Genomic DNA, 24,966 nt, shown 5'->3' with positions numbered 1-24,966 from the left:
AGATCACCTACGGTAAGAGGTTGAAACACCCTCTCCTAGGATCCTCACATGACGATGAGTTGATGGAGGTTTGACAGATTGATGAAGGTTGCGATTGTCCGCATCAGGAAGCGCGGCTGAGCGCCGTCCAGCGTCCGGGCGTCATTCCGAACGTCTTCTTGAAATGGCGGGTGAAATGCGCCTGGTCGGAAAATCCGGCTGCTGCAGCAGCCTCCGCCAGGCCTGTGCCTGCGCGAAGTTCCCGCCGCGCCCGGTCCAGACGGCGCATCACGAGGTACCGGTGAGGGCTCGTTCCGAGGACGCGGCGAAACTGTCGTGCCAGCTCATAGCGGTCCATGCCTGCAAGCTCCTCCAGTTCGCCGGAAGATACGGTCTCTTCGCAGTGCTCGTCGAGATAATCACGGCACATCAGGACGGCGCGGTGCGCCGTGGGGCCGACACGCCCAGGCGCAACAGATGCGTTGCGGCAGAGGCCGGCGGCAATCCGCGTCAGGGCGTCGTCCATGAGCATGCTCTGCGGTTCGTGCACCAGGTCTTCCAGCACGTCGAGCAGCGCTGCGCGCAACCCGACATCCGTAACGACGGGATCGGCGACGAAGGGGAGGGAGCCCGCCGTCTGGCCGCAAGCTTCTGCAATGAGGCTCGGGGGCAGGTAGACCATGCGATAGACCAGCCCGTCTTCGGTCCCGGCTCCTCCGTCATGCAGCTCGTCCGGGTGCAGTACGATCACGCGTCCCGGAAGACTGAAGCGGGATGAGCCCCGGTAGCTGAAGGTCTGTATGCCGGACATGGTAACCCCCAGCGCATAGGTGTCGTGCCGATGCGGCGAGAACCCGTTGCCGTGGAAGCGGGCTTCGATGCGTTCGATGCCGCGAGGTGAGCTTGCCAGGCGGATCCGGTCGCCGCCTTCCGGCACGCACGAACGTGCAAGATCGAGACCGGCGGCTGCCGTTATCTGGTCGCCTTTCTCGATTCCCCGAACGGAGTTCCCGTGCATGTTCGATACCAAGATCGCCATCGTCCTTCGCAATGACCTTGCTCCCTGGCAGGAGCTCAACGTGACCGCTTTCCTGACGAGCGGGATCGTCGCCCAATATCCGACGATCATCGGCGAACCTTATCGGGATGCGACGGGCAATGTCTACAATCGGCTGAGCGTCCAGCCCATGGTCGTCCTGAGTGCCGGCCAGGACGATCTCCGCACGATCCACCTTCGTTCGCTGGAGCGTGCGGTCACCACATCCATCTATGTCGAGGAGATGTTTGCAACCGGCCACGATGTGGCGAACCGCGAAGTCTTCGGGCGGTTCTCGCCGGACGATGCGAAGGTTGTCGGCATCGCCATGCGAGCCGACAAGAAGATCGTCGACAAGATCACCAAGGGTGCAAGGCTGCACGGATGAGCCTTGAAGCGTGAGGAAGGGCCGTGGATTAAAGCTCCACGGCCTCGATCTTCTTGTCCACGAACCGCAGGGCGACGCTGCCGGAGATCAGTCTCAGCGCAGTTTCGCCAAACAGTTCTCGCCGCCAGCCGTGAAGTGCTGCCACCTCGGCGGTCTCCCCCTCGGCCGCGATCTTTTCCAGGTCGTCGGTATTGGCGATCACCTTGGCGGCGACCCCTTCCTTGTCGGAGATCAGCTTCAGGAGCACCTTGAGAAGCTCGACGGCGGCACCGGAGCCCTCGGGCGAACGGGTTGGCTTGGGCGCATGCGGCATCTCGGTCTTCGGCAGGGCGAGTGCCTCATTGACCGCTTCGATGACGGCCGCGCCTGAAGTCGAACGTTCCCAGCCCTTGGGAATGGTCCTGAGCCGCGACAATGCTTCCGTATCCTTCGGCTGCTGCTGGGCGACCTCGAAGATCGCATCGTCCTTCAGCACGCGCGATCGCGGAACGTTGCGGCTACGCGCCTCCCGCTCGCGCCAGGCGGCGACATACTTCAGGATGGCAAGCTCGGTCGGCTTGCGCAGGCGTGCCTTCAGCCTCAACCAGGCGTCGTCGGGATGGATATCGTAGGTGCCGGCGGATTCGAGGATCGCCATCTCTTCGTTCAGCCACGTCGCGCGGCCTTCGCGCTCAAGCTGTTCCTTGAGCGCCTGATAGACATCGCGAAGATGCGTAACGTCAGCCAGCGCGTAGTCGAGCTGTTTTTCGGAAAGCGGGCGCCGGCTCCAGTCCGTGAAGCGCGACGACTTGTCGATCTGCTCTCCGTTGATCCGCTGGACGAGCTGGTCATAGGAAATGCTGTCGCCGAAGCCGCAGACCATAGCTGCGACCTGCGTGTCGAAGATCGGATGCGGCACGAGATTGCCCAGGTGGTGGATGATCTCGATGTCCTGCCGCGCGGCATGGAACACCTTGATGACCTTCGGGTTCGCCATCAGCTCGAAGAACGGCTTGAGGTCCAATCCCTTGGCGAGAGGATCGACGAGCACCTCCAGGGTCGGACTCGCCATCTGGATAAGGCAGAGCTGCGGCCAGAACGTCGTTTCGCGCAGAAACTCGGTATCGATGGTGATGAAATCGGATTGGGCAAGCGCCCGGCAGGCGTCTTCCAGTGCGGCAGTCGTTTCGATCATTAGTCCAGTCACAAGAATTCACGTCAAAAGATCAGTCTTCCTTCTCCTTCCGGCTGCATATGTCAATATAACAGGACGCAATCAGGAACGATCTTCTTTGTCCGGCGGTGCCGCGAGCTTGTTGAAATAGGCCGAAGTTCGCAAAAGGGCCCGGAATCGGCGAGGCCGTTCCTCGGGCGGGACAGCGGCGCGCGCACCCATCCGTTTCATGGTGAACAGGGCAAAACCCGCGAAGATCACCGAGGTGTAAATGAAGAAGACCTCCGGCCCGTAATATTCCAGCAGTAGCGCGGCGAAAAGCGGTCCGATGGTTGCGCCGATCGACCAGTAGAACAGAAGTCCGGCGGAGACGATCGCGTGTTCGCCATCCTTCGCATAGTCGTTGCCGTGAGCGGAACAGAGCGAATAGAGCGGCATGGAAAAGGCGCCGAACAGGAAGACGCCGATGATGTTGGCGGTTTCATTGGTTCCCGCGCCGAAGGAAAGATAGGCACCGGTCAGGATCGCACCGACGGTCGTCCAGAGGATGACCGTGCGCCGGTCCAGCCTGTCGGAATAGACGCCGAGCGGATATTGCAGCACTACGCCGCCGATGATGCCGGCGCTCATGAAGGTTGCGATCGAGGTTATGCTCATGCCGATCGTTTCGCCGTAGATCGGGCCGATATTGCGGAAGGCCGCCATGGCGAGCCCCACGCAGATCACGCCCACCACGGCGAGCGGCGAGATGCGCCAGACGGCCTTGAGGTCGAAGCGGATCGCTTCCGGTGGCGCCGGGCTGGAACGATCGGCGAGCGAGATCGGTACCAGCGAAAGCGTCATGGCGATCGCGATGACGCTGAAGATCACTGTTCCCTCGATCCCTGCAACCGGGATCATGTACTGCGCCGCGGTCACCGAGACGAGATCGACAACACGGTAGAGGGAGAGGGTGCGCGCGCGATTGTCGTTCGTCACCTTGGCGTTGATCCAGCTCTCCACCGTTGCGAAAAGGCTGGCGACCGCAATCCCGATAATGAAGCGCATCACGAACCAGAAGGTCGGATCCATCACCAGCGACAGCGCAAGCGAAGAGGATGCGCCGATTGCCGCCATCGCGGAAAAGGTCCGGATATGGCCGATACTCCGGAGCAGGCGGGTGACGTAGATGCAGCCGATCGCGAAGCCGACGCTGTAACCGGCTCCGATCATCCCGATGATCGAGGGTGAAAAGCCTTCATGCGAGCCGCGCAACGCAATGAACGTTCCCTGTAGTCCGTTGCCGCCGATCAGGATGCCGGCAGTGACGAGCAGGGGAATCAGGGGGCGAATCTGGCTCATGAAAGACTTCCGCGGGAGGCGCTCGACTCATTGCCGTCGTTCGCTTGCAGAAGTTCTAGCAAGGTCCTGCTGGAAAGACAGGTGAAAAGCCGGCAGGAGGGGCAAAGTCTTGACAAAGCGGGTCGACCATGCGCTTTTCGCGCCGAATTTCCGTCTGCCGGCTCGATGGTTTTTTCACGCCGCTCGCCGCAGTTCAGCACCAGTCCAGGATAGTTAATCAAATGCATCGTTACCGCAGCCACACCTGTGCAGCCCTCCGCAAGGCGGACGTCGGCTCCAATGTCCGCATTTCCGGCTGGGTTCATCGTGTCCGCGACCATGGCGGCCTGCTGTTCATCGACCTTCGCGACCATTACGGCATGACCCAGGTCGTCGCCGACCCGGACAGCCCGGCCTTCAAACTGGCCGAAACCGTGCGCGGCGAATGGGTTATCCGCATCGACGGCACCGTCAAGGCGCGTTCGGAAGAAACCACCAACAAGAACATGGCGACCGGCGAGATCGAACTCTACGCCCAGGAAATCGAGGTTCTCGGGGCCGCCAAGGAACTGCCGCTGCCCGTCTTCGGCGAGCCGGAATATCCGGAAGACGTCCGCCTCAAGTACCGCTTCCTCGACCTGCGCCGCGAAACGCTGCACAAGAACATCGTCAAGCGCACCCAGATCATCGCCGCCATGCGCCGCGAGATGACGGCCGGTGGCTTCACCGAATATTCGACGCCGATCCTGACCGCGTCGTCGCCGGAAGGCGCGCGCGACTTCCTCGTTCCGTCGCGTATCCATCCCGGCAAGTTCTTTGCCCTGCCGCAGGCGCCGCAGCAGTACAAGCAGCTGATGATGGTGGCCGGTTTCGACCGCTACTTCCAGATCGCGCCGTGCTTCCGCGACGAAGACCCGCGTGCCGACCGCCTGCCGGGCGAATTCTACCAGCTCGACCTCGAAATGAGCTTCGTCACCCAGGAAGAAATCTGGGAGACGATGGAGCCGGTCATGCGCGGCATCTTCGAAGAGTTCGCCGAAGGCAAGCCCGTTACCCAGGAATTCCCGCGCATCCCGTATGATGTCGCCATCCGCAAATACGGTTCCGACAAGCCGGACCTGCGCAACCCGATCGAGATGGAAGCCGTCACCGAACACTTCGCTGGCTCCGGCTTCAAGGTGTTCGCCGGCATGATCGCGTCCAACCCGAAGGTCGAAATCTGGGCGATCCCGGCCAAGACCGGCGGTTCCAGAGCATTCTGCGACCGCATGAACGCATGGGCGCAGCAGCAGGGTCAGCCCGGCCTCGGCTACATCTTCTGGAAGGAAGAAGAAGGCAAGGTCGCCGGCTCAGGCCCGCTCGCCAAGAATATCGGCGAGGAGCGCACCGAGGCGCTGCGCGTCCAGCTTGGCCTCGAAGCGGGCGATGCCTGCTTCTTCGTCGCCGGCGAGCCGGAGAAGTTCTACAAGTTCGCAGGTGAGGCGCGTACCCGTGCCGCCGACGAACTGAACCTGTCCAACAAGGACCAGTTCGCCCTGTGCTGGATCGTCGACTTCCCGTTCTTCGAACACAACGAGGAAGACAAGAAGATCGATTTTGCCCACAACCCGTTCTCGATGCCGCAGGGCGGCCTCGACGCACTGGAAAACCAGGATCCGCTGACGATCAAGGCCTACCAGTACGACATGGTTTGCAACGGCTTTGAAATCGCTTCGGGCTCGATCCGTAACCAGCTGCCGGAAGTCATGGTCAAGGCCTTCGAAATGGTGGGCCTTTCCCAGCAGGACGTGGAAGACCGCTTCGGCGGCCTCTACCGTGCGTTCCAGTACGGCGCGCCTCCGCATGGCGGCATGGCAGCCGGTGTCGACCGCGTCGTCATGTTGCTGACGGGTGCCAAGAACCTGCGCGAGATCACGCTGTTCCCGATGAACCAGCAGGCTCAGGACCTGCTGATGGGGGCGCCTTCGGAAGCCACGCCGACGCAGCTGCGCGAGCTGGCTATGCGTGTCGTGCCGCAGAAGAAAGACTGATCTTCAGGTCACAGTGACCGAACGTTCGAACGGCGGCCGGAAGGCCGCCGTTTCGCGTTCCATGGGACTTTTGGCGGCCGCATGTGCCGGAACCTTATTCTCGTTCCTGTGTTGTCTGGCCAGCAGAAGCACAGGAGAAAGAACATGCGCACTATGCTGCTGGCCGCCTCCGCGGCCTTCGTTATGGTTTCCGGCGCGGCCCTAGCGCAGAGCACGGTCATCGTCCAGGAATCGGCCCCGGTCGTTACGGGATCGACGGTCGTCGTTCCCGGCGAAGTCCGGACCTACGTCATGGAGCAGAGCGTTCCTTCCGTCGCCTATGAAGGTGAAATCGTCGTCGGCTCCCCCCTTCCGGACACGGTCGAGGTCCGTACGATCGATGGTCACAGCGACTATGCCTACACGGTCGTCAATGAGCGCCGCGTCCTCGTGAACCCGCAGACCCGTTCGGTTATCCAGGTTCTCGACTGATCAAGAAGCAGGCCGGGGCGGCTAGTCCCGGTCTCTTTGTGCGAGCTGGCGTTCATCACGTTGTGCGGCAGTCAGTCTGCCGCTATAGACCCTTCATCACAAGGACTCGGGTGAGACTCCCGGGTGGCTCTTCCGGCCGCCGATCCGCCGGACAACGCAAAGCATCACATCCTTTTAGCCATAAAAGGCTCCTGAACCGGATCACATCCGGTGGATGCTTCTTTTGCGAAATTTCCCAGATGAACGGTTTTACTACCTACAAACGTGAATGGTTTTCCAACATCCGCGGCGACATCCTGTCCGGTATCGTCGTCGCACTTGCGCTCATTCCCGAAGCCATCGGCTTTTCGGTCATCGCCGGCGTGGATCCAAAGGTCGGCCTCTTCGCCTCCTTCGCTATTGCCTGTGTCTCCGCCTTCACGGGTGGCCGCCCAGGCATGATCTCCGCGGCAACGGCTGCGACCGCCGTCCTGATGGTCACGCTGGTGCGCGACCACGGCCTGCAATATCTCTTCGCTGCCACGTTGCTGATGGGCTTGCTGCAGATCCTCGCGGGGCTTGCCAAGGTCGGCCGCGTCATGCGCTTCGTGTCGAAGTCGGTGATGACGGGCTTCGTCAACTCGCTCGCGATCCTGATCTTCATGGCGCAGTTGCCGGAACTGATCGGTGTCCCGGTGGAAACCTACGTGATGATTGCTGCTGGCCTTGGCATCATCTACCTGTTCCCGCTGGTCACGAAGGCCATCCCGTCGCCACTCGTTGCAATCGCCGTGCTGACCGGCATTTCCGTCTACTTCGGCATGGATATCCGCACGGTCGGCGATCTGGGCGAACTGCCAGCGACCCTTCCGATCTTTGCACTGCCTCAGGTTCCGCTGACCTGGGAGACGCTGGAGATCATCTTTCCGTATTCGCTGGCCCTTGCTGCCGTCGGTCTGCTGGAATCCCTGCTGACCGCGAAGATTGTCGACGAGATGACCGATACGAACAGCAACAAGAGCCAGGAATGCGTGGGGCAGGGGGTGAGCAATATCGCCTCCGGCCTCATCGGCGGCATGGGCGGCTGCGCCATGATCGGCCAGTCCGTCATCAATGTCAGGTCCGGTGGTCGCGGCCGCCTCTCCACCTTCGTGGCCGGCGCGTTCCTGCTCGTCCTCATCCTGGTCCTCGACGACATCGTGCGGATCATCCCGATGGCTGCGCTCGTCGCCGTCATGATCATGGTTTCGATAGGCACATTCTCGTGGCGCTCGATAATCGATCTCCGCCGAAATCCGCTGCCGTCCTCGATCGTGATGTTGGCAACGGTCGTGACCGTCGTCGCGACACATGATCTCGCCAAGGGCGTTCTGGTCGGAGTGCTGCTCTCCGGTGTCTTCTTCGCCGGCAAGGTGTCGCGTCTTTTCCATGTCCGCTCGGAGTTGAGCGCCGACGGCACGGAGCGCACGTATCATGTTGACGGCGAGATTTTCTTCGCCTCCACCGAAATCCTCATCAAGGCGTTCGATTTCGGCGAGCCGCTGAAGCGGGTGACGATCGATGTCACGGAAGCCCATCTGTGGGACATTTCGGCGGTCGGGGTTGTTGATGATGTCGTACTGAAGTTCCGCCGTCACGGTGTCGAGGTCAACCTGCGCGGGGTCAACGAGGCGAGTGCCCACATGATCGACCGCTTCGGACTGCACGACAAGCAACACGCTCCCCGGCCTGCATCCGGGCACTAAACAAAAAGGCCTCCGGCATCTGCCGGAGGCCTTTTCGTAACAATCGATAGAGCGTTACCGCCGCCGGTTGGCTTCCACTGTCACGCCCAGCACGTCCGGAAGCGTCTCCGGCGCGCCCATGGCCGCTCCCATGATCATCGGGAAGGGGACCGGGTTTTCAGGTTCGGCGGTGATGATCAGGTTGCCGGGATTGTCGATGTAGGTGTTGACCGCTTCGCTCACCATGTTTTGCAATGTCGGCACGTTGTATTGCGCCAGCATCAGCGGTGTCATGGCCTTCAGCATCTCCCCCATGGCCTCGCCGGTGATGCCCTGTTCCTTGCCCGCATAATCCAGGGCGCGATTGGTGATGCCGTCATCATCGAAGCTGATCTCGGCGCTGTTGAAGGTCAGTCGCTGCATGAGCCCGAGCATGGCAAGGCCCGCTGCATCCTGGCTTTCCTTGCTGCCATTTTCCTGCATCGCGTTCGACGTTTCCGCTGCGGCCTTCACGAAGTCCATCGTGTAGCCGGAAATGCTGAATGCCATGGCAAGCTTGCCGATGTCGTCGAAGGCGAAATTGTAGTCGTCGATGTCGACAAGGCCGTCCTCTAGCTGCCAGCTTCCGCTGAGCGACATGCTGCCGTTCAGCGAGGTAACGCCCATCGCTTCGATGGCCTCGCGTGACTTGGGATCTTCCACCGTCGAGAGATCCGCCGCGATACCCGAGACTTCCATCGCGAACCCGACCGAAGACTGGTCTTCGGCAATTTCGGTCGTCGAGACGGACGACTCGACGGAGAATACCGGCTTTCCGTCAAACGTAACCTCCATCAGACCCGACGATGCTTCCTCATAGAGAAGAACGGAATCCAGCGTGTCGCCGGTGACGTCAGCCGGCACGGTCACGTTTGTCATGGAGATGTCGGCAATCGAAACGGTGGTCTTGTCTTCCCGAACGTTGACGTTCGGGAAAAGCACCTTCTCGATCGTGTAGGCGCCGCCGTCTTCAACGACGCCTTCGAGCGTGATGTCGCCAAGCGACATGGCTTCGCCTGTCGGCACCGGCTTGTAGGTTGCGTCGCGCAAGGTGACGGTCGATCCGCGAACATCTATGGTCTTGGCGGCAAGCGGGTTGTCGGGCAGGCCCATTGCCGCGTTGATCTTCGCGACGAGGTCGGCACCGTCCAGCGAAAAGGCCGGTCCCGCCATCATCAGGAGGCCCGTACCGGCCATGAGAAGCCGCATCTTGCCGGCGTGAGACATTACGAAGTTCTCCCTTTTCGGGCGGTGCAGCCCGACATGTTGCATTTCCCGCTGTTATAGGCGGCGGCGAACAAACGTCCATGATTTTGTTGAAGGGCCGCGACCATCCTGCGACGTTTCATCCACAGGCTGCTTTGCCACGAATCTTGCTGAAAATCAGGCTTTCCGCTAGTCAAGGCCATGGGACAAAATCTTACACCGCCGTCAGACGGCGAAGGCGGCGATCACATCGTACCGATCGACCTGAAGGCGGCGCTCGAAGAGCGTTATCTCGCCTATGCTCTATCGACGATTATGCACCGTGCGCTGCCCGACGTTCGCGACGGGTTGAAGCCGGTTCACCGCCGCATCATCCATGCGATGAGCGAGATGGGAATCCGCCCGAACTCCGCCTTCAAGAAATGCGCCCGTATCGTCGGTGACGTGATCGGTAAGTTTCACCCGCACGGCGACCAGTCGGTCTACGATGCGCTGGTGCGCCTCGCGCAGGATTTCTCGCAGCGCTATCCGATCGTCGACGGGCAGGGCAACTTCGGCAATATCGACGGCGATAGTGCCGCCGCCTATCGATATACCGAAGCGCGCATGACCGAGGTCGCCGCCCTTCTATTGGAAGGGATAGAGCAGGACGCCGTCGATTTCCGCCCCACCTACAATGAGGAAGACGAGGAACCGGTCGTCATGCCGGCCGCCTTCCCGAACCTGCTCGCGAACGGCTCGTCAGGCATTGCTGTCGGCATGGCGACGTCGATCCCGCCGCACAACGCGCACGAGCTTTGTGACGCGGCACTGCATCTTATCAAGCATCGCGACGCGACGGTCGAAAAGCTGGTGGAGTTCATTCCCGGCCCGGACATGCCGACGGGCGGCATCATTATCGACAGCCGCGAGCAGATCATCGAGGCCTACAGGACCGGCCGCGGCGGTTTTCGCGTCCGCGCAAAATGGGAGATGGAGGATCTCGGTCGCGGCGGCTACCAGATCGTCATCACCGAAATCCCGTATCAGGTGCAGAAGTCGCGGCTGATCGAGAAGATCGCCGAGCTGCTCATCGCCCGCAAGCTTCCGCTGCTGGAAGATATCCGCGATGAGTCCGCGGAGGATGTCCGTGTCGTTCTCGTGCCGAAGAGCCGGTCGGTCGATGCGACGCTGCTGATGGAATCGCTGTTCCGGCTGACCGATCTCGAGAACCGCTTCCCGCTCAACATGAACGTCCTGTCCATGGGCAAGGTACCCCGGGTCATGGCGATCAACGAGGTCCTGCTGGAATGGCTCGACCATCGCAAGGAAGTCCTCGTCCGCCGCTCGAAGTTCCGACTCGCCGCGATCGATCGTCGCCTTGAGATCCTCGGCGGCCTGCTCATCGCCTATCTCAATCTCGACGAGGTCATCCGGATCATCCGCGAGGAGGACGAGCCGAAGCCCGTCATGGTCGCCAAGTGGGACCTGACCGAGATCCAGGTCGAAGCGATCCTCAACATGCGGCTGCGCAACCTGCGCAAGCTGGAAGAGTTCGAGATCCGCAAGGAATTCGACGAACTGACACAGGAAAAGGCCGACATCGAAACCCTGCTCGCTTCCGACGAGAAGCTCTGGCGGGTCGTCGAAGTCGAGATCCAGGACGTCAAGAAGAAGTTCGCCAAGGCGACGGAGCTTGGCCGTCGCCGCACCCAGTTCGCAGAAGCCCCGGACGCCGATGTCGAGGCTATCCAGCAGGCGATGATCGAGAAGGAACCGGTCACGATCGTCATCTCGCAAAAGGGCTGGATTCGTGCGCTGAAGGGACATATCGCCGACACGTCATCGCTGACCTTCAAGGAGGGCGATGCGCTGAGGCTCGCTTTCCCTGCGCAGACGACGGACAAGCTGCTGCTCGTCACGACGGGCGGCAAGGTCTACACGATCGGCGCCGACAAGCTGCCGGGCGGCCGCGGTCATGGCGAACCTCTCCGCATCATGGTCGACATGGAAAACGACCAGGACATCCTGACGGCCTTCGTCCACGACGCGTCGCGCAGGTTTGTGCTGGCGTCGACTGCCGGGAACGGGTTCGTCGTCGCCGAAAGCGAGATGATCGCCAATACCCGCAAGGGCAAGCAGATCATGAACGTCGGCATGCCGGACGAAACAAAGCTGGTCGTGCCGGTTGCCGGCGACCACGTGGCCGTCGTTGGCGAAAACCGCAAGCTGCTGGTCTTCCCGCTGGCGCAATTGCCTGAGATGAGCCGCGGCAAGGGCGTACGCCTGCAGCGCTACAAGGACGGCGGCATTTCCGACGTCAAGTGCTTCGCGATCGCCGACGGCCTCACCTGGGAAGACTCGGCCGGTCGTATCTTCACCAAGTCGAAGGAAGAACTGGTCGAATGGCTGGGCGACCGTGCCACGGCCGGGCGTCTCGTGCCGAAGGGCTTTCCCCGCAGCGGAAAGTTTTCGGGGTGACCAGGGATAGGGAACGGCGTGATCGCGCAGAAAGCGGTCGCGCCTTCCTCGTCCATCTCACCTGCCGCGATGGCCGGAACTAAAGCGATGACCTCGGCCTGGGTCGCTTCGATCAAGTGCCCGCTAATCGGCGGAAATTCACGATGATCGGCTATTCTTGCTCGCCGTAAAACCGCTCCCAGCCGCGCGGCGTCAGGTGCTCCTGCGGCTGGTACCGCGTCTTGTAGCCCATCTTGCTCGATCCCTTCACCCAATAACCGAGATAGACGTGCGGCAGTCCGAGCGCCTGTGTCCGGCTGACATGGTCGAGGATCATGAACGTTCCGAGCGATCGCCGGGCAAGATCGGTATTGAAGAAGGAATAGACCATGGACAGCCCGTCGCTCATCATGTCCGTGAGCGCTACGGCGAGAAGTTCACCTTTGGGCTTCTCACCGATGCCGTCACCTGGCTCGCGGCGGCGATACTCGATGATGCGGGTGTTGACGTGGGTGTCCTCCACCATGATCGCGTAGTCGAGCGCGGACATGTCGGACATGCCGCCCTGCCGGTGCCTGTCGTCCAGGTAACCACGAAAAAGCGAGAACTGCTCCGGCGTGGGCTGGGCGGGAAGCAGGGTGGCTATGACGTCCTTGTTGGCGGCCAGGGCCCGCCGCATGGTGCGCGTCGGCTGAAATTCGTCGGCCAGGATGCGCACGGAGATGCAGGCGCGACAGGTCTCGCAAGCCGGGCGGTAGGCGATGTTCTGGGAGCGTCGGAAGCCGCCTTGCGTCAGGAGGTCGTTCATCTCCGGCGCTCGGGGCCCGACCAGATGCGTGAATACCTTCCGCTCCAGCTGCCCCGCTAGATAGGGGCACGTAGCCGGCGCCGTCAGATAGAACTGCGGGGAGGGCGTTGTCTGTGTGTTCATCGCGGCGCAATCAGCCCCTTGGCTTCCTGAAGATGCCGTAAAAGCCATACCATGGCGCACTTTGGAAAAAGGTCAACATGGCCTTGCGCATGCTTGCGGGCAGGCGTTTCAATCCCTGCGGATGACGACGGTACCCAGAAGCATGTCATGGACGAGCCGCGAGCGGTTCGTGAACAGTCCGGCCAGCAGAATGAGCGGCGTCAGGACCGAATTGATGATCCAGAACAGCACCGTGTGGACCATGGCGGTAAGGAAATCCATCCGCCTTTCGTCGAGCCGCATCATGGCGACGCCCATGGCGCGCATGCCCGGCGTTGCCTGGCTGGGTCCGCCCAGCGTCATGCCGAAGTACAGGAGCGCAACGATCACGAACAGTGCCGGATACAGGAAGAAGCCGAGGCCGAGCGTGATGATGCCCAGAAAGAAGACGACCACCGCCGCCGGAATGCAGAGCAGCAGCACGATTGCGTAGTCGATCACGAAAGCGAAGGCACGGCGCGATAGCACGCCGCTATAGGCACGCCAGTCGTCCGGTGCGGAATAGGTCGGGTTCGGATCGAGTGCCATGTCGGTTACCTCCAGTTGTTGTACTCGATATGGGAGGTCGAAGGTGTCTGCGCAAGCAGTCACCCGATCCACTCATCATCCCTTGGCCAGCCTGCGGGCCACGTCGACGGCAAAATAGGTCAGGATACCGTCGCAGCCGGCCCGCTTGAAGCATAGCAGCGTCTCCATCATGATCCGGTCGCCGTCGATCCAGCCGTTCATCGCCGCTGCCTTGATCTGCGTGTACTCGCCGGAGACCTGATAGGCGAAGGTCGGCAGGCCGAAGGCCTCCTTGAGGCGCCAACAGATATCGAGATAGGCGAGACCCGGTTTCACCATCAGCATGTCGGCACCCTCTTCGACGTCGAGTGCGGCGTCTCGGAGTGCCTCGGCGGCGTTGGCCGGGCTGATATAATAACTGTTCTTGTCGCCCTTCAGTAGGCCGCCGGTACTGATCGCCTCGCGATAGGGACCATAGTAACCGGACGAAAACTTCGTCGCATAGGACATGATGCCGACATCCTGGTGGCCATTCGCATCGAGGCCGCGGCGAATGGCGCCGATGCGGCCGTCCATCATCTCGGATGGTGCAATGATGTCTGCGCCGGCGTCGGCCTGCATCACGGCTGCCCTGACGATCTGGTCCACCGTCTCGTCGTTGACGATGATACCGTCGCGCAGGATGCCGTCGTGGCCGTGGCTGGTGAACGGGTCGAGCGCCACGTCGGTGATGATGCCGATATTGGGCACGGCCTTCTTGATCGCTGCCGTCGCCTTGTTGATCAGGTTATCGGCGACAAGGCTCTGGGAGCCGGTCTCGTCGCGAAGTTCCATTTCGATATCCGGGAAGGTGGCAATCGCCGGGATGCCGAGGTCTGCTGCTTCCTTGACGGCTTCCACCGCCTTGTCGACGCTCATGCGGTTGACGCCGGGCATGGCGGCAATCGGATCCACGATGCCCGTTCCGGGCACGAGGAAGATCGGCCATATCAGGTCATCCGTCGTCAGCCGGCTTTCCTGCACCATGCGGCGTGTCCAGTCGGCCTTGCGATTGCGGCGCATCCGGCGATGGCCGGTGATCTCGTCGACGAGGTGTGTCTTGTCGTTCATGAAGAAGCCTCGCTTTCCCTAGTCTGATTTTAGGCCGTCCATAGCATTTCGGGCGCCGAATGCGAATGGGCAGAACGCCGCGCATGTGTCCCAGCTGCGTCCCAAGGCTAGCGGTCACCGGTTACGCTGGCTATGGTGTGCGCATGGAGCCTGATTCACCCACAGTCATGAAGCGCACCTTGACCCAGATCATGTTCGTGATCTTTCTAAGGCTGGTCGCGGTCACCTGCTTCTGGTTCGGCCTGCAGTACTGGGCAATGCTCGTCGGCTATTCGAGGGGTGGGGGCGGTCGTTTCGATCTCCTGTCCGTCCCGTGGCAGGTGGCGGCACCCAGCCTCGCCGTGCTTTTTCCCGTCGCCTCGCTCGGCCTGTGGCTGGCGGTTTCCTGGGGGCCGGTCCTGTGGGTGATCGCTGCCGTCTCCCAGTTTCTGATGTACAAGCTGTGGCCCGAAATCTTCGGCACCAACAGCGTCGTCCTGCTTTTCCATGCCGTCGTCGCATCGCTATACGTGCTCTTTCGCGTCGCTTTGTGGCTGGAGGAGCGCCGGAAGGCTGAACCGGTAACCACTGATTTACCCTGATGCGAAAGCTTTGAGCGCTGAAATTTGAATGATTTTTCGGCCTAACTATTTGATTTTCAATGGCGGAAATATATCCGGTGCGGACCTGCCTTTGATCGGCCGCAATCCGAAATATGCGGGTAAGGCATTGTTAAACATATGTTTTAAGTCGAATTTTATCGGCATTCGTTAGTGTCACTCACAAGGCGGACAGAAACAAAAACCGCCAAACAAACAGTGAGGCAGACATCATGAATACGAACCTGAAGCCGCAGGCAGCGGTCGCCGTAGAACCGCGTGAAGAAGCCATCCGTTCGCTCTACCTGGAGTCTCTTCACCTCGTTGAGCGTCTCCATCGCCGCCTTCTCGACGTCATCAAGGATGAATTCGATCGCCAGGGCCGCGACGACATCAACGCCGTACAGGCACTGTTGCTCTTCAACATCGGCAATTCGGAACTCTCGGCCGGTGAACTGCGCTCACGCGGTTACTACCTCGGCTCCAACGTATCCTACAACGTCAAGAAGCTGGTAGACCTCGGCTTCATCAACCACCAGCGTTCGCGCATCGACCGCCGCTCGGTCCGCATCAGCCTGACCGAACAAGGCCAGGAAATCGCCGAAACAGTCGCCAAGCTCTATGAGCGCCACGTAGGCTCGATCGAAAAGGTCGGCGGCATCGGCTCCGACGAATTCACGCAGATGAACAAGCTGCTTCAGCGCCTCGACCGGTTCTGGAACGACAGCATCGCCTACCGCCTGTAATACAAAAAAGACTCCAGTCGCGATCGAAACCGGATGCGTCCCCTGCGCGTCCGGTTTTCGCGTTTGTCAAACGGCACGGGGGGTCTGGTGCGGTCGGTGGGGAGGTGGTCGGCATCGGCGTGGTACTGACGGAGGCGAAGGACTGGCAGGAAACGCTCGGCGAAGATGCCGGGCTGATCCACAGCCTCGCACACATTCCCCAGTTCACCCAGGTCGACGGTACCTGGGCGCCGATCCCCGAGACCGTCCTCTGAAGACATTTCTTGTGCCTGCGGGCATGCCGTGAGGCGCCAGTTTCAATCCGGTCGTGACGCGTTACCGAAAGGTCACAAGGCCGCCGGCGCGTGGCCTGTCACGGCATTGTCATGCGTCTGCCGCTGGGCAGGCCTCGCCCGGGACACGAATTGGCCATATTACCATGGGATCGGCAGCTAGGGTCGCTGGGCAGGAATCACCCCTAGGTGTCGTTGCCGGCTGCGCGTTTTGCGCGTTTGTTAACCATATCCCGCTACGTGTCTCTGGAAGCCGATCGGGAATAGTTGGGTAGGATGATGTCGAAGAAAATCGGATCGGAAAGTCTTTCTCGCCGCATGCTGCTGCGGTCTGCCGTATCTGCCGGCGCGGTTGCGCTTGCAGCACCTGCATTGGCGCAGACCGCTCTCGAAAGCCTCATTGCCGCGCCGCGCCGCGGTGCCTGGGACGACCAGTTCGACGCCAAGGCAGGTACGCGCACGGTCACCGCCGTCGCCACGAACAATCCGGTTCTTGGGCCGCATGCGCCGGCCAACATCCAGCAGGCGATCATTAACTACCAGATGATCGCTTCGAACGGTGGTTGGCCGCAAGTCAATCCCGCGCAGACGCTCCGCCTCGGTGTCGTCGACCCGGCCGTGCAGCAATTGCGCCAGCGCCTGATGATTTCGGGCGATCTGCCACAGGGCGCAGGCATGTCCAATTCCTTCGACAGCTACGTCGATGGCGCGGTCAAGCGCTTCCAGGCACGCCACGGCCTTCCGGCCGACGGTGTGCTTGGCGAATATTCCGTGAAGGCGCTGAATATCCCGGCGAACACCCGCCTGCATCAGCTCGAGACCAATCTTGTCCGGCTGCAGTCGATGTCCGGTGATCTCGGCCGCCGCTACGTGATGGTCAATATCCCGGCCGCCTATATCGAAGCTGTCGAGAACGGCCGTGTCGCCCTGCGCAATACCGCGGTCGTCGGATCCATCTCGCGCCAGTCGCCGACGCTCAACTCGAAGATCTATGAGGTCATCCTCAATCCGTACTGGACTGCGCCGCGCTCGATCATCCAGAAGGATATCATGCCGCTGATGCGCAAGGATCCGACCTACTTGGCGCGCAACAACATCCGCCTGTTCGACGGCAACGGCGGCGAAGTGGCCCCGGAAACCCTCGACTGGAATGCCGAAAAGGCTCCGAACCTGATGTTCCGGCAGGACCCGGGCAAGATCAATGCCATGTCGTCGACGAAGATCAACTTCCACAACGAGCATGCCGTCTACATGCACGATACGCCGCAGCAGGGCTTGTTCAACAAGCTGATGCGGTTTGAGTCCTCCGGTTGCGTGCGCGTCCAGAACGTCCGCGACCTGTCTACCTGGCTGCTCAATGAAACACCCGGCTGGTCTCGCCAGGAGATGGAGCGCGTCATTGCCACGCGCCAGAACAACCCGATCAAGCTGGCGGAAGAAGTGCCGGTCTACTTCACCTACATCACCGCCTGGTCGGCGGACGACGGTGTGGTCCAGTTCCGCGACGACATCTATCAGCGCGACGGCGCAACTGAGCTCGCATTGCAGACGACGACCGGCATCGAGCAGTCGGCCGGCCCGATAGATGCCGATCTGCTGCCGCAATAATTGCGATAGCCGGATACGATTGCTTCAAAGCCGCGGCGTTCGTCGCGGCTTTTTTCATGTGCGTTGGCGGTCCGCGGACGCGCAAATGTCGCGCGCCGTATTGCCCAAATCCGGGCCACCCGTTAAGACGCGGGGCACACGCATCCTGATCCGCCTGAGGAGCCCTGCCCATGTCGAACACCGACGCCTTCTTCTCCCGTCCGCTTGCCGAAACAGATCCGGAAATCTTTGGCGCGATCGAGAAGGAACTGGGTCGCCAGCGCCATGAGATCGAACTCATCGCTTCGGAAAACATCGTCTCGCGCGCCGTACTCGACGCGCAGGGTTCGATCATGACCAACAAGTATGCCGAGGGTTATCCGGGCAAGCGCTACTACGGTGGCTGCCAGTTTGTCGATATTGCCGAGGAGCTGGCCATCGAGCGCGCCAAGAAGCTGTTCGGAGTCAACTTCGCCAACGTTCAGCCGAACTCCGGTAGCCAAATGAACCAGGCCGTCTTCCTGGCGCTGCTGCAGCCGGGCGACACGTTCATGGGCCTCGACCTCAATTCGGGCGGTCACCTGACGCACGGTTCGCCGGTCAACATGTCCGGCAAGTGGTTCAACGTCATCTCCTACGGCGTGCGCGAAGGCGACAACCTGCTCGACATGGACGCGGTTGCCGAAAAGGCCCGCACCCACAAGCCGAAGCTGATCATCGCCGGTGGCACCGCCTATTCCCGCATATGGGACTGGAAGCGTTTCCGCGAGATCGCTGATGAAGTCGGCGCCTATCTGATGGTTGACATGGCTCACATCGCCGGGCTCGTCGCCGGTGGCCAGCATCCGTCGCCGTTCCCGCATTGCCACGTCGCCACCACCACGACGCACAAGTCGCTGCGTGGCCCGCGCGGTGGCGTCATCCTCACCAATGACGAGGATCTGGCGAAGAAGTTCAATTCGGCCGTCTTCCCCGGCCTGCAGGGCGGCCCGCTGATGCACATCATCGCCGCCAAGGCCGTTGCCTTCGGCGAAGCGCTGCAGCCCGACTTCAAGGATTACGCTGCCCAGATCGTCAAGAACGCCAAGACGCTTGCAGACACGCTGATGGCCGGCGGTCTCGACATCGTCTCGGGTGGCACGGACAACCACCTGATGCTGGTCGATCTTCGCAAGAAGAACGCCACCGGCAAGCGCGCGGAAGCAGCGCTCGGCCGCGGCTTCATCACCTGCAACAAGAACGGCATCCCGTTCGATCCTGAAAAACCGTTCGTTACCTCCGGTGTCCGTCTCGGGACCCCGGCCGGTACGACGCGCGGTTTCAAGGAAGCTGAGTTCACGGAAATCGGCAACCTCATCGTCGAACTCCTGGATGGCCTGAAGACCGCCAATTCCGACGAGGGCAATGCTGCGGTCGAGGCAGGCGTGCGCGAAAAGGTCGTAGCGCTCACCGGTCGCTTCCCGATGTATCCGTACATGTAACCGAAGAGAACCAAGCGAATGCGCTGCCCCTATTGCGGTTCGGAAGATACGCAGGTCAAGGATTCCCGCCCGGCGGAGGATAACACCTCCATCCGCCGGCGGCGCATCTGCCCGGATTGCGGCGGCCGTTTCACCACCTTTGAACGGGTGCAGCTGCGCGAGCTGATGGTCGTCAAGAAGACCAATCGCAAGGTGCCGTTCGACCGCAACAAGCTGGTGCGGTCGTTCCAGATCGCACTGCGCAAGCGGCCCGTCGATCCCGACCGCATCGAGCGTGCCGTGTCGGGCATCGTCCGCCGGCTTGAAAGCTCCGGCGAGAGCGAGATCTCCTCGGAAGAAATCGGCCTGCAGGTGCTCGAGTCGCTGAAGAGCCTCGATGACGTGGCCTTCGTTCGCTACGCTTCCGTCTATCGCGATTTCAGCCATGCGGAAGACTTCGAGAAGGTCATCGAAGAGATCAACGCCAAGATTGCCCGCGACCCCGGGCTAGAGCCTTAGTCGTGCCTGTCTCCTCCGAGGACCGGCGCTACATGGCGGCAGCAATGCGGCTGTCGCGCTGGCATACGGGGCAGACCGAGACCAATCCCTCCGTTGCAGCCGTCCTCGTGAAGGACGGTGCCATCGTCGGCGCCGCCGTCACCGCGCCGGGCGGGCGTCCGCATGCGGAATCGCAAGCCTTGGCCATGGCGGGAGAGAAGGCGAGGGGGGCGACCCTCTACGTCACGCTCGAACCCTGCTCACATCATGGCAGGACGCCGCCCTGTGCCGATGCCACCGTTGCCGCCGGCGTGGCGCGTGTCGTCGTCGGCCTTACCGATCCCGATCCCCGTGTGTCCGGTTGCGGGCTTGCCATCCTGCGCGATGCCGGCATCGAGGTCGAAAGCGGCGTGCTGGAAGAGGAGGGGCGCCAGGTGCTGCGGGCCTACCTCATGCGTCAGACGAGAGGCCGCCCCTATGTGACTCTGAAACTTGCGGTTTCCGCCGATGGCATGATCGGACGAAAAGGCAATGGACAGGTGGCGATCACCGGTCCTGCGGCGCGTGCGCAGGTCCATGTCCTGCGCGCCGAAACGGATGCCATTCTCGTCGGCATTGGCACGGCGCTTGCGGACGATCCGGAACTCACCGTCCGCCTGCCGGGTCTGGAGGGCAGGTCGCCCGTCCGGATCGTACTGGACCGTGGGCTGGACCTGCCGCCGACATCCAAGCTTGCCAGCACAGCGCGGCACGTGCCTGTCCTGAACGTTACTATATCCCCCTCGGGGCCCCAGCGGCAGGAGCAACTGCAAGAGGCCGGCGTCGAAGTTCTCGAGGCCGAAAACCTCCACACACTCCTGAATGCGCTTGCCGCCCGTGGTCTCTCGTCGCTACTGGTCGAGGGCGGCGCAGGCGTTGCTCGCAACTTCCTCGATGCCGGACTGGTTGATCGCATCCTCCTCTTCGAGAGCGATGTCGTCATCGGCGAAGCTGGCATTGAATCGCCTGTCGTCCACTCCGATATTCCGGATGGTTTCAGCCTGGTCCGTAGCGGCACCTTCGCTACCGACCGTTATTATGAATACGAAAGGTCTTCCTGATGTTCACTGGTATCGTCACCGACGTTGGCGCCGTGTCGAAGGTTTCGCCGATGGACGAGGGCGTGAAGCTGCGCATTGCCACCAGTTACGATCCGAAGACCATCGACATGGGAGCGTCGATTGCCCACGGCGGCGTCTGCCTCACGGTTACGGGCCTGCCGGGCGACACCAGCAATGAGCGCTGGTTCGAGGTCGAGGCCTGGGAAGAAGCCCTGCGGTTGACGACGATCGCCGGCTGGCAGGAAGGCACGCGCATCAATCTGGAGCGGGCGCTGAAGATTGGCGATGAACTCGGCGGTCACATCGTCTCGGGCCATGTGGACGGCAAGGCGGAGATCCTGTCGGTCGAGTCGGAAGGCGAGGCAGTCCGCATTCGCTTGCGGGCACCGGAAGAGTTTGCCCGTTTCGTCGCGCCGAAGGGCTCGATCTGCCTCGACGGCACGTCGCTCACAGTCAACGCCGTGGACGGCACCGATTTCGACATCCTCCTGATCCGCCACACGCTCGCCGTCACCACCTGGGGCGATCGCAAGCCGGGCGATTTCGTCAACTTCGAGGTCGACACAATGGCACGCTACGCCGCCCGTCTGGCTGAGTTTCCTGGGGCAGGGAAATAGACGCGAACAAGGCAGAAGGTGTGCCGCCCATGTTGCGGACACTGCGAAAACGAGAGGTGAGGCACCTTCTGGTTCGGCCAGAAGCAGAAACTGCGGGTAAAAAACCATCTTATCTGGCCCAATATGGCCCCGATTGTCTGCAAACCCGGCAGTGCTTCAAACTCTCCGACGATGAAGGTGATCAATGGAAGAACTTGAGAAGGCTGCTCAAGGACTGCTTTATGATGCGAATTATGATCCTGCTGTCCTGGATATGCGCAGGGCAACCAAACGCGTCCTGCACCGCCTGAATGCGCTGTCGCCCGACGCCGGGTCCGAACATGCGGAGTTGATCAAGGGCCTGCTTGGCCGGATAGGCGAGAGCTTTGTAATCGAGGGACCGTTCCATTGCGATTATGGCTTCAACATTGAGATTGGCGACAACTTCTATGCCAACACAAATCTCACTATCCTCGACGGAGCAAAGGTCACGGTCGGGAATAACGTCTTCATCGCTCCCAATGTCGGAATCTATACCGCCGGGCACCCGCTGGATGCGGAGCGTCGAAACGCAGGGCTTGAGTATGCTTTGCCGATAACGATCGGTGACAGTGTTTGGATTGGGGGCGGTGTGTCTATAATGCCCGGCGTGACCATTGGTGAGAGGGCCGTCATCGGCGCAGGAGCAGTCGTGACGCGCGACGTACCGCCCGCTGTCGTCGTCGGAGGGAATCCGGCACGGGTCATTCGTGCCATTACCGATGAAGATGGCACCCGGGAGAATTTTACCCGGAAGTGAGGCGGGGCCTTGTCTGTCGGATACCAGGGGCGCCAACGGAGTTCAGAATGCACAATAGTGATCGGTCGATCCACATGGCGGCAGCACGCCAACGCGTAGAAGCAGACATGAATGCAATCGGCATCAACGAGACCTTTATCGGGGAGCTCGTCGATACGTTCTACGGCCGCGTATTGGCGCACCCCGAACTGGGACCTGTCTTCGATGCGCGCCTTTCCGGGCGCTGGCCGGACCATCTGGTGAAGATGAAGAGCTTCTGGTCCTCAGTGGCTCTGCGCAGCGGTGCCTATGGCGGAAAACCTGTCCAGGCGCATACCGGCGTGGCCAATCTCACACCGGAGCTTTTCGCGAAATGGCTCGAGCTGTTTGCCGCCACGCTAGACGATATCGCGCCGAGTAAGGCGGCGAGGGATTGGTTCATGGCAACGGCGGCTCGCATCGCACAAAGTCTGACGCTCTCGCTGTTTTACAACCCGGCGCTTGACGATCCGGCGTTGATAGTGCGGAAATAGCAGGAGCCTTGCTAAGGTAACATGTTGCCATGCGTCATCCCCGAAAGCGCGGGACGACCCGCTGATGCGTCGCTGGCGCAGGGCTGCTATGGCTAAAAACGCTTGCCTTCCTGACGATGCCGTGGTTTGACCCGCGCCATCCCGTTGCGCCGATTTTTCCTTAGGAAGCCGTCATGTCAGATATGTCAAAGCCTCATCTTCTGATCGTGGAAGCCCGCTTCTATGACGACATGGCGGATGCGCTTCTCGACGGAGCTACGCATGCGCTGAAGGAAGCTGGCGCGACCTATGACGTCGTGACCGTGCCCGGCGCGCTGGAAGTGCCGGCTGCGATCGCGATGGCGCTCGACGCGGGCGAAAACGATGGGCGGGAATATGATGGTTTCGTCGCGCTTGGCATGGTCATTCGTGGCGAGACATATCACTTCGATATCGTCGCCAACGAATCTTCACGTGCGCTGATGGACCTCGCGGTCTCGGAATCGCTTGCGATCGGCAACGGCATCATGACGGTTGAAAACGACGAGCAGGCATGGGCACGGGTCCGCCGCTCCGACAAGGACAAAGGCGGCTTTGCCGCACGCGCTGCGCTGGCCATGATCGCGCTTCGCGAAAAGCTGAATGGTTGATCCAATGACGAATGAAGAAAAGCCGGCGGTGAAACCTGCCAATCAGCGTGGCGCCGCAAGGCTTGCCGCGGTTCAGGCACTTTACCAGATGGATGTTGGCGGTGCCGGCGTCCTGGAAGTTGTCGCCGAATACGAGGCGCATCGCCTCGGCCAGGAGCTGGACGGCGACACCTATCTCAAGGCCGATGCTTCCTGGTTCCGGTCTATCGTGTCCGGCGTCGTGCGCGACCAGGTGAAAATCGATCCGGTCGTCCGGTCCGCTCTGCAGAACGACTGGCCGCTGTCGCGTCTCGATTCGACGTTGCGCGCCATCCTGCGCGCCGGCACGTTCGAAATTCTCGAGCGCAAGGATGTTCCGATCCCGGTCATCGTCACCGAATATGTCGAGATTGCCCAGGCCTTCTTCGAGGGCGAGGAGCCGAAGATCGTCAACGCGGTTCTCGATCGGATCGCCAAGCAGGTTCGCGGGCCAACTGCCAGATAGGGAATGGACGACCATGGAGGGAAGTGTTGACGGCTTGCAGGCACAGCTGAAATCCGCCAAGCGAAATGTCTTCCTCCTCTCCACGGTGCAGGCGATCCTCGGATCGGCACCACCTCTCGTCTTCTCTCTTGGCGCGCTCGCCGGCTACCAGATGCTGGGCGAGGACAAGTCGCTCGCCACGGCACCACTGACCGGTTTCAATCTGGGTGTCGCGTTCGGTGCCGTGGCGGTTGCCATCGCGTCCCGCTTTCTCGGTCGTCAGGTGGGCTTTATCCTCGGTGCGTTCATGGGCGCCACCGGGGCGGCGGTCGCAGCGGTCGCCTTGTTCCGCTCCGATTTCTGGCTTTTCGCGTTCGGCCTGCTGCTGATCGGAATTTCGGGCGGCTTCACCCAGAAGATACGCTTTGCAGCTGCCGACGCGTCGCCGACCTTCTACAAGCCCCGCGCCATTTCCTGGATCCTGGCCGCCGGGATCGTCTCCGCGATCCTTGGGCCGCAACTGGCGATCTGGGCCAAGGACCTGTTCGCTCCTGTGATGTTCGCGGGCGCCTTCATCACGGTGATTCCCCTCTGCCTCATTGCCGTCCTCGTTCTCTCGGCGTTGAAGCTTCCGGAGGCCAGCATCAAGTCCGCCGGAGACCTGCCCGTACGCCCGCTCAAGGAGATCGTGCTGACACAGCGCTTTCTCACCGGCATGATCTGCGGCATCGGTTCGTTTGCACTGATGACCTTCATGATGACCGGCGCGCCGCTCGCCATGGTCATCGGCTGCGGTTTCTCCACGGAACTCGCGACGCTCGGAATCCAGTGGCACGTGCTTGCCATGTTCGCTCCGAGCTTCTTCACCGGCATGCTGATCTCCCGCTTCGGCACGGAGAAAGTGGTCGCCGCCGGGCTTGTGATTCTCATGGCCTGCGCCGTCGTCGCGCATATGGGCATCGAGCTCTGGAATTTCTGGGGTGCGCTCGTGCTCCTCGGCATCGGCTGGAACTTCGGCTTTATCGGTTCCACCGCAATCATCGCTTCCAGCTATCGGCCGCATGAGGCCGACAAGGTGCAGGGCTTCCACGACATCATCCTTTTCGGCACCGTGGCGCTCTCATCCTTTTCCTCCGGCAAGGTGTTCACGGCCTGGGGCTGGTCGGCGATCAACCTCGCCATCTGGCCGGTGACGATCGTCTGCCTCATCCTCATCCTCCTCCTGATGCGCAATAAGGCTGCGACAAAAGCCCCCTGACCCTCCGGTATTCTGGGACTTGACGCAGCCTCCTCCTCACGGGCAATCTCCCTCCGCATGGCAACCCTTGGTTTCCTTGGGAGGGGAGGTGGTTGCTGCTTAATGCTGCCGAGGGGA

At 61.3% G+C, this 24,966-nt stretch carries 25 protein-coding genes and 1 other annotated feature; of the genes, 18 read left to right on the top strand and 7 right to left on the bottom strand.

Annotated elements, in window-relative coordinates:
- Positions 1-103 precede the first annotated feature (103 nt).
- Positions 104-997 (bottom strand): AraC family transcriptional regulator, encoded by an 894-nt coding sequence (locus LH464_RS12530; protein ID WP_226786728.1) that lies wholly within the window; start codon positions 995-997, stop codon positions 104-106.
- On the opposite strand from LH464_RS12530, the gene LH464_RS12525 reads away from it, so the two are divergent.
- Entirely contained in the window at positions 996-1,403 is a 408-nt protein-coding gene (locus LH464_RS12525; RefSeq protein WP_226786727.1) for a DUF2000 family protein, read from the top strand. The genes LH464_RS12530 and LH464_RS12525 overlap by 2 nt on opposite strands.
- Before the next feature lie 28 nt (positions 1,404-1,431).
- Here LH464_RS12525 and rnd read toward each other — a convergent pair whose 3' ends face one another.
- On the bottom strand, positions 1,432-2,577 hold the full coding sequence (gene rnd, locus LH464_RS12520; RefSeq protein WP_226786726.1) for a ribonuclease D: 1,146 nt from the start codon (positions 2,575-2,577) through the stop codon (positions 1,432-1,434).
- Between the two features lie 81 nt (positions 2,578-2,658).
- Entirely contained in the window at positions 2,659-3,897 is a 1,239-nt protein-coding gene (locus LH464_RS12515; RefSeq protein WP_226786725.1) for an MFS transporter, read from the bottom strand.
- A gap of 221 nt (positions 3,898-4,118) precedes the next feature.
- Here LH464_RS12515 and aspS point away from each other — a divergent pair, with 221 nt between their 5' ends.
- From aspS to LH464_RS12500, 3 genes are all read left to right on the top strand, one after another.
- Positions 4,119-5,906 (top strand): aspartate--tRNA ligase, encoded by a 1,788-nt coding sequence (aspS, locus tag LH464_RS12510; protein WP_226786724.1) that lies wholly within the window; start codon positions 4,119-4,121, stop codon positions 5,904-5,906.
- 144 nt (positions 5,907-6,050) lie between these two features.
- Positions 6,051-6,377 (top strand): DUF1236 domain-containing protein, encoded by a 327-nt coding sequence (locus LH464_RS12505; RefSeq protein WP_226786723.1) that lies wholly within the window; start codon positions 6,051-6,053, stop codon positions 6,375-6,377.
- Between the two features lie 99 nt (positions 6,378-6,476).
- Positions 6,477-6,534: a sequence feature (sul1 is cis-regulatory element that is thought to sense ions involved in sulfur or methionine metabolism; They are found in Alphaproteobacteria), on the top strand.
- An 82-nt stretch (positions 6,535-6,616) separates the two neighbouring features.
- Complete coding sequence (locus LH464_RS12500; protein ID WP_226786722.1) at positions 6,617-8,101, top strand: SulP family inorganic anion transporter; 1,485 nt, start codon at positions 6,617-6,619, stop codon at positions 8,099-8,101.
- Between the two features lie 54 nt (positions 8,102-8,155).
- Here LH464_RS12500 and LH464_RS12495 read toward each other — a convergent pair whose 3' ends face one another.
- Positions 8,156-9,346, bottom strand: a complete 1,191-nt coding sequence (locus LH464_RS12495) for a hypothetical protein (RefSeq protein ID WP_226786721.1) — start codon at positions 9,344-9,346, stop codon at positions 8,156-8,158.
- A gap of 180 nt (positions 9,347-9,526) precedes the next feature.
- Between LH464_RS12495 and parC the strand changes: the two genes are divergently transcribed.
- Entirely contained in the window at positions 9,527-11,785 is a 2,259-nt protein-coding gene (gene parC, locus LH464_RS12490; RefSeq protein WP_226786720.1) for a DNA topoisomerase IV subunit A, read from the top strand.
- A gap of 151 nt (positions 11,786-11,936) precedes the next feature.
- Here the strand turns inward: parC and LH464_RS12485 are convergent, their stop codons facing one another.
- The 3 genes from LH464_RS12485 to hemB all read right to left on the bottom strand — a co-directional run bounded on the left by LH464_RS12485 (position 11,937) and on the right by hemB (position 14,351).
- Complete coding sequence (locus LH464_RS12485) at positions 11,937-12,695, bottom strand: arginyltransferase (RefSeq protein WP_226786719.1); 759 nt, start codon at positions 12,693-12,695, stop codon at positions 11,937-11,939.
- Between the two features lie 108 nt (positions 12,696-12,803).
- Entirely contained in the window at positions 12,804-13,262 is a 459-nt protein-coding gene (locus tag LH464_RS12480; RefSeq protein ID WP_226786718.1) for an RDD family protein, read from the bottom strand.
- A 75-nt stretch (positions 13,263-13,337) separates the two neighbouring features.
- Complete coding sequence (gene hemB / locus LH464_RS12475) at positions 13,338-14,351, bottom strand: porphobilinogen synthase (RefSeq protein WP_226786717.1); 1,014 nt, start codon at positions 14,349-14,351, stop codon at positions 13,338-13,340.
- 143 nt (positions 14,352-14,494) lie between these two features.
- Between hemB and LH464_RS12470 the strand changes: the two genes are divergently transcribed.
- The 13 genes from LH464_RS12470 (at position 14,495) to LH464_RS12415 (ending at position 24,849) form a co-directional block, all read left to right on the top strand.
- Positions 14,495-14,932 carry a DUF6163 family protein gene (locus tag LH464_RS12470; RefSeq protein ID WP_226786716.1) on the top strand — a complete coding sequence of 146 codons (438 nt, stop codon included), beginning with the start codon at positions 14,495-14,497 and terminating at the stop codon, positions 14,930-14,932.
- A 230-nt stretch (positions 14,933-15,162) separates the two neighbouring features.
- On the top strand, positions 15,163-15,675 hold the full coding sequence (ldtR, locus tag LH464_RS12465) for a transcriptional regulator LdtR (RefSeq protein ID WP_226786715.1): 513 nt from the start codon (positions 15,163-15,165) through the stop codon (positions 15,673-15,675).
- Positions 15,676-15,794: 119 nt separating this feature from the next.
- Positions 15,795-15,929 (top strand): hypothetical protein, encoded by a 135-nt coding sequence (locus tag LH464_RS24540; RefSeq protein WP_255648358.1) that lies wholly within the window; start codon positions 15,795-15,797, stop codon positions 15,927-15,929.
- 297 nt (positions 15,930-16,226) lie between these two features.
- On the top strand, positions 16,227-17,555 hold the full coding sequence (locus tag LH464_RS12460) for a L,D-transpeptidase family protein (RefSeq protein ID WP_226786714.1): 1,329 nt from the start codon (positions 16,227-16,229) through the stop codon (positions 17,553-17,555).
- Between the two features lie 170 nt (positions 17,556-17,725).
- Positions 17,726-19,015, top strand: coding sequence for a serine hydroxymethyltransferase (gene glyA, locus LH464_RS12455; protein WP_255648357.1), 1,290 nt, complete (start codon positions 17,726-17,728; stop codon positions 19,013-19,015).
- An 18-nt stretch (positions 19,016-19,033) separates the two neighbouring features.
- A complete protein-coding gene (gene nrdR, locus LH464_RS12450) occupies positions 19,034-19,513 on the top strand; it encodes a transcriptional regulator NrdR (protein WP_226786713.1) in 480 nt (159 codons plus the stop codon).
- 32 nt (positions 19,514-19,545) lie between these two features.
- Positions 19,546-20,592: a bifunctional diaminohydroxyphosphoribosylaminopyrimidine deaminase/5-amino-6-(5-phosphoribosylamino)uracil reductase RibD gene (gene ribD / locus LH464_RS12445; protein ID WP_390624974.1), complete on the top strand. Its 1,047-nt coding sequence runs from the start codon at positions 19,546-19,548 to the stop codon at positions 20,590-20,592.
- The gene (locus tag LH464_RS12440) at positions 20,592-21,209 is read left to right on the top strand and encodes a riboflavin synthase (RefSeq protein ID WP_226786711.1); all 618 of its coding nucleotides are present in this window, start codon (positions 20,592-20,594) and stop codon (positions 21,207-21,209) included. The genes ribD and LH464_RS12440 overlap by 1 nt, the downstream gene beginning before the upstream one ends.
- Positions 21,210-21,393: 184 nt before the next feature.
- Complete coding sequence (locus LH464_RS12435; RefSeq protein ID WP_226786710.1) at positions 21,394-21,987, top strand: sugar O-acetyltransferase; 594 nt, start codon at positions 21,394-21,396, stop codon at positions 21,985-21,987.
- A gap of 47 nt (positions 21,988-22,034) precedes the next feature.
- A complete protein-coding gene (locus tag LH464_RS12430; RefSeq protein WP_226786709.1) occupies positions 22,035-22,499 on the top strand; it encodes a group III truncated hemoglobin in 465 nt (154 codons plus the stop codon).
- Between the two features lie 182 nt (positions 22,500-22,681).
- Complete coding sequence (gene ribH, locus LH464_RS12425; RefSeq protein ID WP_390624973.1) at positions 22,682-23,128, top strand: 6,7-dimethyl-8-ribityllumazine synthase; 447 nt, start codon at positions 22,682-22,684, stop codon at positions 23,126-23,128.
- 4 nt (positions 23,129-23,132) lie between these two features.
- On the top strand, positions 23,133-23,612 hold the full coding sequence (gene nusB, locus LH464_RS12420) for a transcription antitermination factor NusB (protein WP_226786707.1): 480 nt from the start codon (positions 23,133-23,135) through the stop codon (positions 23,610-23,612).
- 13 nt (positions 23,613-23,625) lie between these two features.
- The gene (locus LH464_RS12415; RefSeq protein WP_226786706.1) at positions 23,626-24,849 is read left to right on the top strand and encodes an MFS transporter; all 1,224 of its coding nucleotides are present in this window, start codon (positions 23,626-23,628) and stop codon (positions 24,847-24,849) included.
- Positions 24,850-24,966: the final 117 nt, after the last annotated feature.

Source organism: Pseudorhizobium xiangyangii (genome assembly GCF_020531965.1).
GTDB classification, from domain to species: domain Bacteria; phylum Pseudomonadota; class Alphaproteobacteria; order Rhizobiales; family Rhizobiaceae; genus Neorhizobium; species Neorhizobium xiangyangii.
Note: the sequence above shows the minus strand (reverse complement) of the source record. Positions and strands in the feature narration are given on the sequence as shown.

What these genes read in the sequence shown, in the direction of transcription:
- LH464_RS12415 (WP_226786706.1), top strand. Translation starts at nt 23,626, where the DNA reads ATGGAGGGAAGTGTTGACGGCTTGCAGGCACAGCTGAAATCCGCCAAG.
- LH464_RS12480 (WP_226786718.1), bottom strand. Translation starts at nt 13,262, where the DNA reads ATGGCACTCGATCCGAACCCGACCTATTCCGCACCGGACGACTGGCGT.
- LH464_RS12505 (WP_226786723.1), top strand. Translation starts at nt 6,051, where the DNA reads ATGCGCACTATGCTGCTGGCCGCCTCCGCGGCCTTCGTTATGGTTTCC.
- LH464_RS12440 (WP_226786711.1), top strand. Translation starts at nt 20,592, where the DNA reads ATGTTCACTGGTATCGTCACCGACGTTGGCGCCGTGTCGAAGGTTTCG.
- ribH (WP_390624973.1), top strand. Translation starts at nt 22,682, where the DNA reads ATGTCAAAGCCTCATCTTCTGATCGTGGAAGCCCGCTTCTATGACGAC.
- LH464_RS12460 (WP_226786714.1), top strand. Translation starts at nt 16,227, where the DNA reads ATGTCGAAGAAAATCGGATCGGAAAGTCTTTCTCGCCGCATGCTGCTG.
- nusB (WP_226786707.1), top strand. Translation starts at nt 23,133, where the DNA reads ATGACGAATGAAGAAAAGCCGGCGGTGAAACCTGCCAATCAGCGTGGC.
- hemB (WP_226786717.1), bottom strand. Translation starts at nt 14,351, where the DNA reads ATGAACGACAAGACACACCTCGTCGACGAGATCACCGGCCATCGCCGG.
- LH464_RS12435 (WP_226786710.1), top strand. Translation starts at nt 21,394, where the DNA reads ATGGAAGAACTTGAGAAGGCTGCTCAAGGACTGCTTTATGATGCGAAT.
- rnd (WP_226786726.1), bottom strand. Translation starts at nt 2,577, where the DNA reads ATGATCGAAACGACTGCCGCACTGGAAGACGCCTGCCGGGCGCTTGCC.
- LH464_RS12530 (WP_226786728.1), bottom strand. Translation starts at nt 997, where the DNA reads ATGCACGGGAACTCCGTTCGGGGAATCGAGAAAGGCGACCAGATAACG.
- LH464_RS12500 (WP_226786722.1), top strand. Translation starts at nt 6,617, where the DNA reads ATGAACGGTTTTACTACCTACAAACGTGAATGGTTTTCCAACATCCGC.
- nrdR (WP_226786713.1), top strand. Translation starts at nt 19,034, where the DNA reads ATGCGCTGCCCCTATTGCGGTTCGGAAGATACGCAGGTCAAGGATTCC.
- glyA (WP_255648357.1), top strand. Translation starts at nt 17,726, where the DNA reads ATGTCGAACACCGACGCCTTCTTCTCCCGTCCGCTTGCCGAAACAGAT.
- LH464_RS12485 (WP_226786719.1), bottom strand. Translation starts at nt 12,695, where the DNA reads ATGAACACACAGACAACGCCCTCCCCGCAGTTCTATCTGACGGCGCCG.
- LH464_RS12430 (WP_226786709.1), top strand. Translation starts at nt 22,035, where the DNA reads ATGCACAATAGTGATCGGTCGATCCACATGGCGGCAGCACGCCAACGC.
- ribD (WP_390624974.1), top strand. Translation starts at nt 19,546, where the DNA reads ATGGCGGCAGCAATGCGGCTGTCGCGCTGGCATACGGGGCAGACCGAG.
- LH464_RS12495 (WP_226786721.1), bottom strand. Translation starts at nt 9,346, where the DNA reads ATGTCTCACGCCGGCAAGATGCGGCTTCTCATGGCCGGTACGGGCCTC.
- ldtR (WP_226786715.1), top strand. Translation starts at nt 15,163, where the DNA reads ATGAATACGAACCTGAAGCCGCAGGCAGCGGTCGCCGTAGAACCGCGT.
- parC (WP_226786720.1), top strand. Translation starts at nt 9,527, where the DNA reads ATGGGACAAAATCTTACACCGCCGTCAGACGGCGAAGGCGGCGATCAC.
- LH464_RS12470 (WP_226786716.1), top strand. Translation starts at nt 14,495, where the DNA reads ATGGAGCCTGATTCACCCACAGTCATGAAGCGCACCTTGACCCAGATC.
- LH464_RS12515 (WP_226786725.1), bottom strand. Translation starts at nt 3,897, where the DNA reads ATGAGCCAGATTCGCCCCCTGATTCCCCTGCTCGTCACTGCCGGCATC.
- LH464_RS12525 (WP_226786727.1), top strand. Translation starts at nt 996, where the DNA reads ATGTTCGATACCAAGATCGCCATCGTCCTTCGCAATGACCTTGCTCCC.
- aspS (WP_226786724.1), top strand. Translation starts at nt 4,119, where the DNA reads ATGCATCGTTACCGCAGCCACACCTGTGCAGCCCTCCGCAAGGCGGAC.